The organism is Mycobacterium sp. 852014-52144_SCH5372336 (assembly GCF_001665615.1).
Lineage (GTDB): Bacteria > Actinomycetota > Actinomycetes > Mycobacteriales > Mycobacteriaceae > Mycobacterium > Mycobacterium neumannii_A.
This window is the reverse complement of record NZ_LZSW01000059.1, coordinates 393,975-407,227: the sequence shown is the minus strand read 5'-3', so window position 1 is coordinate 407,227 and position 13,253 is coordinate 393,975. Positions and strand designations below refer to the sequence as shown.

At 66.3% G+C, this 13,253-nt stretch carries 13 protein-coding genes; 10 read left to right on the top strand and 3 right to left on the bottom strand.

Features of this window, described 5'->3' with window-relative positions; translation table 11 throughout:
* Positions 1-888, top strand: a complete 888-nt coding sequence (locus A5759_RS21745; RefSeq protein ID WP_066843616.1) for an ArgK/MeaB family GTPase — start codon at positions 1-3, stop codon at positions 886-888.
* Here A5759_RS21745 and A5759_RS21740 read toward each other — a convergent pair.
* The gene (locus A5759_RS21740; protein WP_068201093.1) at positions 843-1,469 is read right to left on the bottom strand and encodes a TetR/AcrR family transcriptional regulator; all 627 of its coding nucleotides are present in this window, start codon (positions 1,467-1,469) and stop codon (positions 843-845) included. The genes A5759_RS21745 and A5759_RS21740 overlap by 46 nt on opposite strands.
* Before the next feature lie 87 nt (positions 1,470-1,556).
* On the opposite strand from A5759_RS21740, the gene A5759_RS21735 reads away from it, so the two are divergent.
* Genes A5759_RS21735 through A5759_RS21720 form a run of 4 tightly spaced genes read left to right on the top strand, consistent with a single transcriptional unit; the run spans position 1,557 to position 3,987 of the window.
* Positions 1,557-2,264, top strand: coding sequence for a hypothetical protein (locus A5759_RS21735; RefSeq protein ID WP_068201091.1), 708 nt, complete (start codon positions 1,557-1,559; stop codon positions 2,262-2,264).
* Positions 2,261-3,097 (top strand): hypothetical protein, encoded by an 837-nt coding sequence (locus tag A5759_RS21730; protein WP_068201090.1) that lies wholly within the window; start codon positions 2,261-2,263, stop codon positions 3,095-3,097. Before A5759_RS21735 ends, A5759_RS21730 begins: the two co-directional genes overlap by 4 nt.
* Positions 3,094-3,690 carry a cytochrome c oxidase subunit 3 gene (locus A5759_RS21725; RefSeq protein WP_068201088.1) on the top strand — a complete coding sequence of 199 codons (597 nt, stop codon included), beginning with the start codon at positions 3,094-3,096 and terminating at the stop codon, positions 3,688-3,690. Before A5759_RS21730 ends, A5759_RS21725 begins: the two co-directional genes overlap by 4 nt.
* A gap of 3 nt (positions 3,691-3,693) precedes the next feature.
* Complete coding sequence (locus tag A5759_RS21720) at positions 3,694-3,987, top strand: cytochrome C oxidase subunit IV family protein (protein WP_068201086.1); 294 nt, start codon at positions 3,694-3,696, stop codon at positions 3,985-3,987.
* Positions 3,988-4,085: 98 nt separating this feature from the next.
* On the opposite strand, the gene A5759_RS21715 is transcribed toward A5759_RS21720, so the two are convergent.
* Together A5759_RS21715 and A5759_RS21710 are read right to left on the bottom strand one after the other, a co-directional pair.
* Positions 4,086-5,690: an FAD-dependent oxidoreductase gene (locus A5759_RS21715; protein ID WP_068201084.1), complete on the bottom strand. Its 1,605-nt coding sequence runs from the start codon at positions 5,688-5,690 to the stop codon at positions 4,086-4,088.
* Between the two features lie 29 nt (positions 5,691-5,719).
* Positions 5,720-6,523: an IclR family transcriptional regulator gene (locus A5759_RS21710; protein WP_231984710.1), complete on the bottom strand. Its 804-nt coding sequence runs from the start codon at positions 6,521-6,523 to the stop codon at positions 5,720-5,722.
* 141 nt (positions 6,524-6,664) lie between these two features.
* On the opposite strand from A5759_RS21710, the gene A5759_RS21705 reads away from it, so the two are divergent.
* Genes A5759_RS21705 through A5759_RS21685 form a run of 5 tightly spaced genes read left to right on the top strand, consistent with a single transcriptional unit; the run spans position 6,665 to position 13,249 of the window.
* On the top strand, positions 6,665-7,582 hold the full coding sequence (locus A5759_RS21705; protein ID WP_231984709.1) for an alpha/beta fold hydrolase: 918 nt from the start codon (positions 6,665-6,667) through the stop codon (positions 7,580-7,582).
* Positions 7,579-9,279: a bifunctional 3-(3-hydroxy-phenyl)propionate/3-hydroxycinnamic acid hydroxylase gene (locus A5759_RS21700; protein ID WP_068201082.1), complete on the top strand. Its 1,701-nt coding sequence runs from the start codon at positions 7,579-7,581 to the stop codon at positions 9,277-9,279. Before A5759_RS21705 ends, A5759_RS21700 begins: the two co-directional genes overlap by 4 nt.
* Positions 9,227-10,147, top strand: coding sequence for a 3-carboxyethylcatechol 2,3-dioxygenase (locus A5759_RS21695; protein WP_068201080.1), 921 nt, complete (start codon positions 9,227-9,229; stop codon positions 10,145-10,147). Before A5759_RS21700 ends, A5759_RS21695 begins: the two co-directional genes overlap by 53 nt.
* Positions 10,140-11,912 carry an FAD-binding protein gene (locus tag A5759_RS21690; protein ID WP_068201078.1) on the top strand — a complete coding sequence of 591 codons (1,773 nt, stop codon included), beginning with the start codon at positions 10,140-10,142 and terminating at the stop codon, positions 11,910-11,912. Before A5759_RS21695 ends, A5759_RS21690 begins: the two co-directional genes overlap by 8 nt.
* Positions 11,909-13,249 carry an LLM class flavin-dependent oxidoreductase gene (locus tag A5759_RS21685; RefSeq protein WP_068201076.1) on the top strand — a complete coding sequence of 447 codons (1,341 nt, stop codon included), beginning with the start codon at positions 11,909-11,911 and terminating at the stop codon, positions 13,247-13,249. The genes A5759_RS21690 and A5759_RS21685 overlap by 4 nt, the downstream gene beginning before the upstream one ends.
* Positions 13,250-13,253 lie beyond the last annotated feature (4 nt).

Genomic DNA, 13,253 nt, shown 5'->3' with positions numbered 1-13,253 from the left:
ATGACCAGCTCAGACGATATTGCGGAGCTCATCGAGGCGGCACGCAACGGATCCGCCCGCGCGACCGGCCGATTGCTCAGCATTGTCGAAAGCCCCCGGCGCAGCGAGCTTCTCGACGCGCTCGGGCCCGTAGAGGTGCCGCGAGTGGTGGGAGTGACCGGGCCGCCGGGTGCGGGGAAATCGACGACGGTCGGTGCGCTCGTCGGCGCGTACCGTGAGCGAGGCGTGCGCGTCGCGGTGCTCGCGGTCGACCCGTCGTCGCCTTACAGCGGGGGAGCGCTGCTCGGCGACCGGATCCGCATGGCCGCCCACATCAACGATCCCGACGTGCTGATCCGATCCGTCGCCGCCCGTGGGCATCTCGGTGGGCTGGCCGCCGCGGTGCCCGCCGCGATCCGCGTTCTCGCGGCGCTGTCCTACGGGCTGGTGGTGCTGGAGACCGTCGGGGTCGGACAGTCCGAGATCGAGATCGCCGCGGTCGCCGATCCCACCGTCGTCATCCTCAATCCCGGCGCCGGTGACGCCGTGCAAGCGGCCAAGGCCGGCCTGCTCGAAGTCGCCGACATCGTGGTGGTGAACAAGGCCGATCGCGAGGGGGCCGACCAGACCGTGCGCGACCTTCGCGCCGAGAGCAGCGCCCCCGTCCTGAAACTGATTGCCGCACAAGGCGACGGTCTTCCTGAACTCGTCGACGCGATCGAGGCGCATCACCGCTCCGACAGCCCGGAACGGCGCGCCGCGCGCGCCAGGACGCAGATCTTGTCGCTGGCGCAGACGCTGCTGCGCACGCATCCGGAACTGGACCGGCTGGCCGCGGCCGTCGCCGACGGCACCGACGACCCCTACACCGCCGCCGAGCGCCTCTTCGTCGACCGGGAGCGGCCCTGAGCCTGCTCCGGTAGGTCGAGCAACCGGCGGGACATCCGAATCAACTGAGCGCGAAGCATTTCGGCGTCGAGATCGGAAACCAGGGGGTGCATCACGGCCACGCTGATCGCGCTCGACAGCACCGCCGCGTGCAGCCGGGCCTCCGGTCCGGCCTGGGTGCCCAGCAGCGCGGCATACAGTCGCTCGATGAACCGCTGGAACGGCTCATGTTCGGCTTGAAGCCGGATGATCACCGGATCGAACTGCAGCACGCTGACGACTCCGCGTCGTTCGACGGCCTGGTCGATCATCCGGTCGAGCAGGATCTCGCGTGACTTGAGGCCGTGGTCGGCCGCCTCGGCAGCTTCGAGCGCGTCCTCGAGATAGCCCATCTCGCGTTCGGTGATCGCGATGACGATCTCTTCCTTCGTCTTGAACTGGCGATACACCGCCGCCTTGGTCACCCCGATTTCATCGGCGATCATCTGCAGCGAGGTGCCGCTGACCCCGTGTTCGGCGATCAAGGCCACCGCGGCGTCCAAGACCCTGGTCTGGGCAGCGGTGCGGGTGATCGCACTGAATTTCTGCTCTGCCACCGCCATGTCGTCGAGGGTAGCCCAGCATTGACCGCTTGGTTGCCGATCGGCTACCGTTCGAGTAGCCGATCGGCAACTGACTTTGGAGCGCACATGAGACGAACTGATGGCGAGTTGATCATGCTGTGGGCCTTGCCCGCGATGGTGATCATCTGGGCGTCCGCGTTCTTCCTGTTTCCCGGCTTCCTGCATCCGATGTCACCGACGATGTCCGCGCAGGAGGTCGCAGACTTCTATCGCGACGAGACGGCCCGAATCCGCTACAGCATGATCCTGTTCAACTGGTTCGGTGTGGGTTTGATCCCGACGGTGATCCTGCTGGCGATGCAGGTACGCAAGATGGCGCACCGCACGCCGATCCTGTCCTACTGCCTGATCGCCTGCGCGGGCGGTCCACCGACGCTGTTCCTGATCGCCAACATGTTCTGGTTGTTGGGTTCCTTCCGGCCCGAGCGTGCCCCCGAGCTGACTCAACTGCTCAACGACCTCGCTTGGGTCACCTTCACGGTGCTGGTCCCGTACCTGATTGCGCAGTGTCTGGTGCTCGCCCTTGCGATCTATTGGGATCGTCGAGACCAACCGGTCTTTCGGCCATGGGTGGCGCACTTCAATCTGTTCATCGCCGCCGCATTGGTGCCCGCGGCATTCGGGGCGGTGACGTTCGAGGGTCCGTTTGCGTGGGACGGCGTGCTGTCGTTCTGGCTCAAGAACATCGCGATCGCCGTCTGGATCGTGGTGATGGGAGTCGTTCTCGCCCAGAACATCCGCCGCCAACGTGCCGAAGTCGCGGCCGCCGCATGAGCGCGTTGAGCGCACCGGCGGCGGCGCCCGATCCGCCCAAAGATTCACGGTGGGGCAGGCTGGTCTGGAACTTCCGCTATCACCCCAAGCGTGAGCTGTGGTTTGCGTGGTGGGTGATGGTGGTCTTCTACCAGTTGTACGGCGTGCTGTTCTTCCTCGTCACACGGGTGCAACCGCCGCCGAGCCCCGACTGGGACACGCCGTTGATCGTGCAGTGGTTCACCGATCGCCATCTCGGTCTGCTCAGCGGGTTCAGCGTCGTGTTCCTGATCTCGGGCATGTGTGCGCCGATGAATGCGCTTCTCGCATATTCGATGTGGCGGATGTCGGTAAGTCGTGTGTTCGCCTACTCGTACCTGATCATGTACTCGCTCGCAGCGCTGCCCGGCATGCTCGTGATGGCGATCGCGATGACCGTCGGCGCGCTCCGGCCGGACCGTGACCCCCAACTGATCGTGTGGATGTACGACTTCGCGTTCCTGTCGTTCAGCGGAACGATGGGCGTCTTCCTGGTCGGCTCGGTGGTCTGGCTGGTGGCGATCCTGCTCGACAAGAACAACGTGTTCCCGAAGTGGTTCGCGTACCTGGGGCTGTGCAATGCGCTGACCGAAGTCGTCGTCGCACCGGCCTGGATCTTCCAACGCGGCGCTTTCGCGTGGAACGGTGCGATCGCGTGGTGGATCAACATGGTCGTCTTCGTCACCTACACCGCGGCGTTCATCATGCTGCTGCGCAAGATGATCGAGCGGGAGGATTTCGGCACGGGACCGCTGCCCGATCTGCCACCGAAAGACTCAACCGAAGCCACCGAAGCGGTGGAGGCGGCCCGATGACCGACATCGTTGGCGCCGCGCCGAAACCGCTCGAGGATCAGCCCCAACGGCGAGTGCCCGGCCAGCCCGACATGTGGCTGTTCGTGTTGTTCGAGGCGCTGCTGTTCACCGGCTACTTTTCGGTCTACCTGGCCCTGCGCACGCAGAACGAGGATCTCTTCCTGCAGTCCCAAGCCGATCTTGACCTGCGGATCGGAGTCTTCAACACCATTGTCCTGCTGACGAGTTCGTGGGCGATCGCCCGGTGCGTGCAAGCCGCGCGCGGCGGTTCGTACCGTTCGGCGACGACGTACGCCTATGTGACCGTGGGTCTGGGGGTGACGTTCGTGGTGTCGAAGGTGTTCGAGTGGATTCTGGAGATCCGCATGGGGAACACGTTCACCAGCGCCGAGTTTTTCCAGCACTACTTCTTCCTCACGTCGCTGCACTGCATCCACGTGTTGATCGGCTTCATCGTGTTGGGTGTGGTCCTCTACCAGTTGCGCAGCCCGGCGCGACGCTCGCAGGAACTCGTCGAAACCGGCGCGACGTACTGGCACACAGTCGATTTCCTGTGGGTGCTGATCTTCGCAATGCTCTACATCGTGAGGTGATCGGTGAGCAACACCATGAACAAGAGACTCGTGATTGCCTGGGCGATCCTGACGTTGCTGACGCTCGTCTACGTCTGGATGGATGAAGCGGTCGACCAGAACGGCACCCTGAAGGCCAGCACCGTGGTCACCGTCAGCGCGATCGTCATCTCACTCATCAAGGTGCGCATCATCTTTCGGGAGTTCATGGAGGTACGCCACGCCCCGGACTGGCTGCGCCGCCTCACCGACGGCTGGGTGGTTCTCGTCGCCGCCTGCCTGCTGAGCAGCTACTTCATCGGAATGGCGGTAGCCTGAGCGGCACCCGACGCTGAGTGTGCGGTTTCATACGCAGCACGCCGCGACGAGCGTATCGGGTCGCACAGTCGAGCGCCACCGGGCGTGCGAGCTGTGAGTTACACGCGCGCCGAGGCGGCAAGGCCCGCGCGGTAGCCGAATACCATTGCGGGGCCGATCGTTCCACCGGCGCCGCCGTACGCCTTGCCGGTGGCTCCGCCCATCGCATTGCCCGCGGCGAACAAACCCGGGATCGCCGACCCGTTGACGTGCAGCACCCGGCCGTCGCTATCGGTGCGGGGGCCGCCCTTGGTGCCCATCGCGCCGATCGACACCGGCACGGCATAGTAGGGCGGCGTGTCGATCGGGCCGAGGGTGCGGCCGGCGGGCGTCGGCGCCTTGTCGTCGCCCCAGTACCCGTCGTAGGCGCTCGAGCCCCGCGCGAAATCCGGATCGCGATCGTGGGCGACGCCGTCGTTCCACGATCGCAGTGTGCGTGCCAAGCCGTCGGGGTCGATGCCGGTCTTCTCACCGAGCTCCACCAGGTCCTTCGACGGTGAGAACCAGTTGGGGGCGGGGCCATCCGGTTCTATGCCGAGGAATCCGTACTTCTTCAGATGCAGCGAGTCGAAGACGATCCAGGCAGGATCGTTGGCATAGCCGAGCTTGGGATCGAGATAGTGAAACGGCCCCGCCATCGAGTTGTACTCGCCGGCCTCGTTGAGAAACCGCTTACCCGCCCGGTTGACGATGATGCTGCGCGGCCGGGTCCTTTCCAGCCGGACGCTGCGGCTTCGCGGCTGACCTCCGAACGTGTCGCCGGGAAGTTGCACGATCGGCACCCACCACGCCTCGCCCATGTTGGCCAGATCGGCGCCGTGCGCCATCGCCATCCGCAGGCCGTCGCCGGTGTTGTTGGGCGGCGAGACAGGTCCGCGCATCGGCCCCCGCAGGTACGCCTCGACCAGCTTGCGGTCCCACTCGAACCCGCCGGTTCCCAGGATCACGCCTCGGCGGGCCCGCACGGTGAACTCGTTGCCGTCCTGCGAGATTCGCACGCCGGTGATGCCGAGCGGGTCGGCGAGAAGTTCGACCGCGCGCGCGTTGGTTCGCGGCGCCACACCGAGGTTCAGCAGCCCCTTCAACAGCCCGGCGACCAGCGCCGTGCCCGCGACGCAGTAGTCGCCGGATTCGTCGTCGACCGAGGCGTGGATGCGCGCGCGTGTCTCGGCGTCGATGCCGACGTTGCTGAAATCCGCCGGAAACGAGGTGATGCGGTCGCGCCACTCACCGAGCAGGCTCAAGTCGAAAGGCTTGGCGTTGAGCGAACGCCCACCGGAGGGCCGCCCACCGGGCAGCTCGGGCTTGTAGTCGGGGAACCCCTCGGCGACCTCGAAACGCAGATCACTGTGTGCCTCAACGAAATCGAGCATCTCAGGTCCGGTGCGCACGAATGTCTCGACGAGGTCGTCGTCCATGTATCCCAGCGATTGGGCCCGCAGGTAGGCCATCGCGTCCTCGACGGAAAGCTCACCGGCCGCGGCGCGCTTGTGTGCCGGGATCCAGATGATGCCGCCGGAGACCGCCGTCGTACCGCCCACGGTCGCGGCCTTCTCGTAGATCTCCACCGAAGCGCCATTGGCCGCCGCGGTCAGGGCCGAGGTCAGACCGGCCCCGCCGCTGCCCAGTACGACCACGTCGACGTCATGATCCCAATCCGTCACGTGCTGCTCCTTCCGGCTGGAGTGACCCTTTAGTTGAGGATCGTGGACAACTCGTCGGCCGCCCGGATGACCGCGTCTCTTCCGCCAGTCAGGACGTCCTCGCGGTGCGAGATGAGGTTGATACATGTCGGCGGCGCGGGTGGCCGTCGGCGCACCGGCACCGCGAGGCCGTAGGTATTCGGCTCGATCTCGCCGTGGGTGATCACCCACCCCTGTTCCCGGGTCAGCGGCACCAGGTCACGCTCGTCGGGACGAGGCGGCATGCTTGCCAGCAACGCAATTCCCGCGGCGCCCCGGTCCAGCGGATAGCGGCTGCCCTCATGGAAGGACAGTTGATAGAAGACGTTGGTCGGCACGACGACGGCGATCGCGACCTGCTGATCGCCCTCGGCGACGAGAAGGGACACCGTGCTCGAGAGTTCGTCGGCCAGGCCCCGCAGGGTCGGCAGGCTCAGCTGGCGCACGTTGTTGTCGAACGACGCCCCGAGGACCGCCAGTGCCGCGGCCGAGCGGTAGCGGCCGTCCTCGCCCTTGGCCACCAACCGGAACTGCGACAGCGTCGAGAGCAACCGGTAGGCAATGGTCCGGTGCACACCGATGTCGTCGGCGACCTGCTGGGCGGTCAGGCCGCCGGGGGAGCTGGCCACCAGCTGCAAGGCAGCCAACCCTCTGGCCAGCGTCTGCGAGCCGGGTGCCCCGTTCGGCACGGCGCTGATCGACTCCGTCTGCCGGGCCCGGCCGTGCTCGACGCGCTGTCGGGCTTCGCCCTGCTCCACCCGCTGTCGGGCTTCGCGCTGCTCCATCCGCTGTCGGGCTCCGCCCTCCGAAGGCATGGCGTCCCTTCCTCGACTTCCCTTGACATCTAGCTGCCGCGAGAGTGATGCTCTGACTATAGTGCACGTGGGTGTGCGATAAATGAGCAGAGTGCTTACAAATTACGAGAATTCGATTCTCGCGGTCAAGAGAGGGTGAGCGTGTCTGAGCCGGATTCGCTGGCGGCTTCCGCGGCCGACAAGCGTTCTGCGTCAGCGGAGTTCGAAAGCGTCTGGAGCGATCTGCAGGGCGTCTCGTTCGCTCAGGGCTACCTCGACGCCGGCGGGACCCGTACTCGCTATCTGCATGCCGGTGACACCGACAACCCGGTGCTCGTCTTCCTGCACGGCTCCGGTGGGCATGCGGAAGCCTACGTGCGCAACCTGGAGGCGCACGCCGAGCACTTCTCGGTCTGGTCGATCGACATGCTCGGCCACGGCTACACCGACAAACCCGGTCATCCGCTGGAAGTCGGCCACTACGTCGACCATCTGATGGCGTTCCTCGACGCCGTCGGGGCCGACCGCGCCCACATCAGCGGTGAGTCGCTCGGTGGTTGGGTCGCGGCGCGATTCGCGGTCGACCACCCCGACCGATTGGATCGGCTGGTGCTCAACACCGCGGGCGGCTCGCAGGCCGATCCCGAGGTGATGAAGCGGATCATCACGCTGTCCATGGCCGCCGCCGAGAACCCGACGTGGGAGACGGTGCAGGCCCGCATCAAGTGGCTGATGGCCGACAAGACCAAGGATTACGACGACATCGTCGCGAGCAGGCAGCGGGTGTACCGGCAGCCGGGGTTCGTCGCGGCGATGCGCGACATCATGGCGCTGCAGGACCCGGAGATCCGCGCACGCAACCTCCTCGGGCCCGACGAGTACGGATCGATCACCGCGCCGACCCTGGTGGTGTGGACCAGTGACGACCCCACGGCCGACGTGACCGAGGGGCGACGCATCGCCTCGATGATCCCGGGCGCCCGCTTCGAGGTGATGCCCGGATGCGGTCACTGGCCCCAGTACGAGGATCCCAAGACGTTCAACCGGCTGCACCTGGACTTCCTGTTGGGGCGGCTATGACGACGACCGACGTCGACGTCGTGATCGTCGGGGCAGGCCCGTCGGGTCTGACGTTGGCTAACATCCTTGGGCTGCACCGGGTCCGGGCGCTGGTGGTCGAGGAACGCGACACGCTTATCGACTACCCCCGCGGTGTCGGTCTCGACGACGAGGCGCTGCGCACGTTCCAGTCGATCGGCCTGGTCGACCGGGTGCTGCCGCACACTGTGCCCAACCAGATCCTGCGGTTCTTCGACGCCAACCGACGGCTGCTCGCCGAGATGGCGCCGCCCGACGCCCGGTTCGGCTGGCCCAAACGCAACGGCTTCGTGCAACCGATGGTCGATGCCGAATTGTTCGGCGGGCTGGACCGATTCGACAATGTGGACGTCCGGTTCGGGTGTCGGATGGAGTCCTGCGTCGAGACCGACGACGCGGTGACGGTGCAGTTCGCCGGTGACAAGCCGTCGGTCACGGCTCGTTACGTGGTCGGCTGCGACGGCGGCCGCAGCGCCACTCGCCGGCTGATGGGCGTGTCGTTCGACGGCACCACGTCCTCGACCCGCTGGCTGGTGGTCGACGTCGCCAACGACCCGCTCGGCCATCCCAACAGTGAGGTGGGCGCCGACCCGGCGCGCCCCTATGTGTCGATCTCAATCGCCCACGGCATCCGCCGCTTCGAATTCCTGATCCATCCTCACGAGACCGACGCAGAAGCCGACGATCCGGCGTTCGTCAGAAGAATGCTGGCGCAACGGGTCCCGTATCCCGAGCAGGTCGACATGATCCGGCACCGGGTCTACACGCACCACTCCCGCATCGCCGGTTCATTCCGCAAGGGCCGGATGCTGCTCGCCGGTGATGCCGCGCACCTGATGCCGGTCTGGCAGGGGCAGGGATACAACAGCGGTATCCGCGACGCGGCCAACCTCGGCTGGAAACTCGCCGCGGTGGTGACCGGGCAGGCCGACGACGCCCTACTGGACACCTACGACGTCGAGCGTCGCAAACACGCCCGCGCGATGATCGACCTGTCCACCATGGTCGGCCGCGTGATATCGCCGACCAACCGCAGGGTAGCCGCGTTGCGGGACCGGGTCATTCACGCCGCTTCCGTGGTTCCCTCGCTGAAGCGCTACATCCTCGAGATGCGTTTCAAGCCGATGCCGCGCTATCAACAGGGCGCCGTGTTCCATTCCGCACCGGGTGCCGGTGCGGCAGGGGCGGTCTCGCCGACGGGCACGTTGTTCATCCAGCCGCGCGTCGACACCCGCACTGAGCAGAACGTGTTGCTTGACGACGTGCTCGGGCCGGGTTTCGCGGTGCTGTGCTGGAGCAACAACCTGCGAGCGATCCTGGGCGACAACGCGTTCAACCGATGGAAGGCATTGGGTGCGGAGTTCATCGAGGCGCGTCCGATGACTCAGCTGCGCTGGCCGGGTCACGACGACGACGATGTGGTGGTGATCGGTGACAGGACCGGTGCGCTCAAGGCGTGGTTCGACACCTACACCGACTCGGTGTTGTTCCTGCGGCCCGACCGCTGCATCGCCGGCGCCTGCATCGCCCAGCGCGCCGCCGAACTGAGCGAATCTCTATTCGACGTTCTGTGTCTGACCCAGGGAGGAGGCACCGGTTCTCATGGGCACACTGGCCCTGTGCTGCATGTCGCACAGCCCGCTACTGAACCTTCCGGGACCGTCACGGGATCTCCTTGACGACATCGAGACGGCGATATCGGGTGCACGCCGGTTCGTCGCCGACTACGACCCCGAACTCGTCGTCATCTTCTCCCCGGACCACTACAACGGGTTCTTCTACCGGACGATGCCGCCGTTCTGCATCGGCACGGCCGCCCAGGGCGTCGGTGACTACGGCTCACACGCCGGCCCGTTGAACGTGCCCGAAGACGTCACGACCGACTGTGCCCGAGCGGTTCTGGAGTCGGGAATCGACGTCGCCATCTCGGCGAGCATGGACGTCGATCACGGAACGGTCCAACCGTTGCAGAACCTGTTCGGGGATGCGACGTCGGTGCCGACGATCCCCGTGTTCATCAACTCGGTGGCGACCCCGCTCGGGCCGGTGCGCCGGGTGCGGGCGCTCGGAGCGGCACTCGGCACCTTCCTCGCGACGCTCGACAAACGTGTCCTCGTCGTGGGGTCCGGTGGGCTGTCGCACGATCCGCCGGTGCCCACGTTGGCGACCGCGCCGCCCGCCGCGCTGGAACGGATCGTGCACGGTGCGCCCATGACAGCGGAACAGCGGCAGGCCCGCCAGGTCGCGGTGATGGAGGCCGCGCAGGCGTTCGCGCACGGCGAGAGCCCGTTGCAGCCGCTGAACCCGGAGTGGGACGCGGCTTTCCTCGAGCTGATCGACAGCAACCGGCTCGCCGAGGTGGACGGCTGGTCCAACGAGTCGATCGAGCGCGAGGCCGGCCATTCGGCACACGAAGTACGCACGTGGATCGCGGCTTTCGCCGCGCTTGCCGCGCACGGCCCGTACCGCACCGATCAGCGGTTCTACCGGGCGGCACCGGAATTGATCGCAGGGTTCGCGATCAGGACGGCGGTTCTGGATGTCTGACAACAAGTTCGACCACACCGTCGACGTGCTTGTCGTCGGGTCAGGTGGCGGCGGAATGACCGCGGCGCTGGCCGCCGACGCGTTCGGTCTGGACACCCTCATCGTTGAGAAGTCGACGCACTTCGGCGGGTCCACCGCGTTGTCCGGCGGCGGCATCTGGGTGCCCGGTGCCCCCTCGCAGCGCAAGGCGGGTTACGTGCCGGATCCCGACGGTGTCGTTGAGTACCTACGCCAGATCACCGGAGGCCTGGTCAGCGACGCGCGTCTGCGCCAGTACGTCGATGCCGCTCCGGAGATGATGGAGTTCCTCGAAAAGCGCAGCCCGTGGTTCGAATTCGTGTGGAAGCCGGGCTACGCGGACTACTACCCGGAGCTGCCGGGCGGGTCGGCACAGGGCAGCACAATCAACGTGCCCGCCATCGACCTGCGCAAGCTGGGCGACGAGGAGCAGCACCTGCTGCAGCCGCTCGCGCTGGCCCCGAAGGGAATCTGGTTCGCGCCCAAGGACCTTCGGTTGTTCTACCAGGTTCGCCAGAACTGGCGCGGCAAGGCCGTTCTCGTCAAGTTGATCTGGCGGATGTTCCGAGCCCGGGTTCTCGGTGACCGGATGGCGGCCATCGGCCAGTCGCTGGCCGCCCGCATGCGGCTGGCGCTCAAGCAACACGACGTCCCGCTGTGGCTCAATGCGCCGATGAGCGAACTGATCACCGACGTCGACGGAGCGGTGATCGGGGCGGTGGTGGAGCGTGACGGTCGTCAGCAGCGCATCGAAGCCCGGCACGGCGTGATCCTGGCCGCGGGTGGATTCGACCACGACATGGAGTGGCGCCGCCAGCACCTGCCGCTGCTCGAAAAGGACTGGAGCTTCGGCAATCCGGCGTCCATGGGGGATGCCATCCGGGCGGGGGAGAAGGTGGGCGGCTCGACCGATCTGCTCGACGAGGCTTGGTGGTTTCCCGCGATCTGCTGGCCCGACGGGCGGTTGCAGTTCATGCTCAACGAACGCATGATGCCGTCGCAGTTCGTGGTGAACGGCGAGGGCAAGCGGTTCATCAACGAGGCCGCCCCCTACATGGACTTCGCGCACGCGATGATCGAGGGTCACAACAGCGGGGTCACGCACATTCCGTGCTGGCTGATCACCGACATCCGGTCGTTCCACCGGTACGTGGTCGCCGGGCACCTGCCGATCCCCAAGATTCCGTTCGCGCCGGTGCCGACCGGCTGGAAGGTGCCCAAGGCGTGGCTGGAATCCGGTGTCGTACATGAGGGAAGCAGCTTCGAGGAACTCGCGGGCAAGATCGGCGTTCCGCCGGCCCAACTGCGCCAGACCGCCGAGCGGTTCAACGAGCTGGCGCGCAACGGTCACGACGACGACTTCAACCGCGGCGACTCGGCCTACGACAACTACTACGGCGACCCCACGCTGCCGAACCCGAACCTGCACCCGCTGGGTAAACCGCCCTACTACGCGTTCCAGATCATCCTGGGCGACCTGGGCACCTCCGGAGGTCTGCGCACCGACGAGTACGCCCGGGTGCTGCGCGCCGACGACCACGTCATCGAGGGCCTCTACGCCGTCGGCAACACGTCGGCCGCGGTGATGGGCCGCAGTTACGCGGGCGCCGGTGCCACCATCGGCCCCGCGATGACCTTCGGCTATGTCGCGGCCAAGCACATCGCCGAGCAGCTGTCCGGCTCTGGAATTCAGACCGGCTCTAGTACCGATTCGACACTCGATACACATCGGAAGGTAACGAAATGAAGATCTCGCTGTTCTACGAATTCCCACTGCCGCGGCCGTGGAGCGAAGACGACGAGCACAAGCTTTTCCAGGACGGCCTCGACGAGGTGGAGCTCGCCGACAAGGCCGGTTTCTCGACGGTGTGGCTGACCGAGCACCACTTCCTGGAGGAGTACTGCCACTCCACCGCGCCCGAGATCTTCCTGTCCGCCGCGAGCCAGCGGACCCAGAACGTCCGCCTGGGCTTCGGCATCATGCATCTGCCGCCGGTCGTCAACCATCCCGCACGTGTCGCCGAACGGGTTGCGACACTGGACCTGATCTCCAACGGGCGCGTGGAGTTCGGCACCGGCGAGTCGTCGTCGGTCGGCGAACTGGGCGGTTTCGGTGTCGATCCCGCCGACAAGCGCGCGATGTGGGAAGAGGCGCTGGAGGTTTCGATCCGCTGTATGACCGAGGAGCCGTTCACCGGTTTCAAGGGAGAGCACATCGAGATGCCCCCGCGCAACGTCGTGCCCAAACCGCTGCAGAAGCCGCATCCGCCCGTCTGGGTGGCGTGCACCAGGCCCGCATCGGTCGCCATGGCAGCCCAGAAGGGCCTGGGCGCACTGAGTTTCGCCTACACGGGCCCGGGGCCGCTGACCGAGCGGGTGAACGGCTACTACAAGGAGTTCGAGGAGAACGGCGCGCCGGTCACTCCGCAGATGAACCCGAACATCCTCGCCATCGGCGGTGACCTGTCGATGATGGTGGCGCCCACCGACGAACAGGCGATCGAACGGCTCGGCAAAGGCGGCGGCTTCTTCGCGTTCGGCATCATGCACTACTACATGACCGGTATGCACACACCGGGCCGGACCGGAGTGTGGAAGCGGCACCTCGAGGAGATCGAGAAGGACCCCAGCATCGTTTATGGCCCCGACCGCGGCCCGATCGGAAGCCCGGACACGGTGCGTAACTTCCTGCGCGGCTACGAGGAAAGCGGTGTCGACGAATTGATCCTGCTGCTGACCCCGCGCAGGCACGAAGAGACGATGGAGTCCATCGAGCTGATGGGCAAGGAGGTGCTGCCCGAGTTCATCGAACGCGACGAGAAGGCGCAGGCGGAGAAGGCCAAACGACTCGAGCCGATCATCGAGAAGGTCGAAGCGCGCCGGCGACCGTCGCAGGCACCCGTCTTTGACGAGAGCTATGCATTCGGCGGACTGCCCACGGGCCGCCAGAACTACACGGCCAACGAGGTGTCGCTGGCGATGGACGAGATGAACGCCGGCATCGAGGCGGCGGCCGCCAAACTCAAGTCAGGAGAAGGGTGGGCGAGCCGCAACCCCGAAGCGGACGCCAAGAGCGCGCAGTGACGGG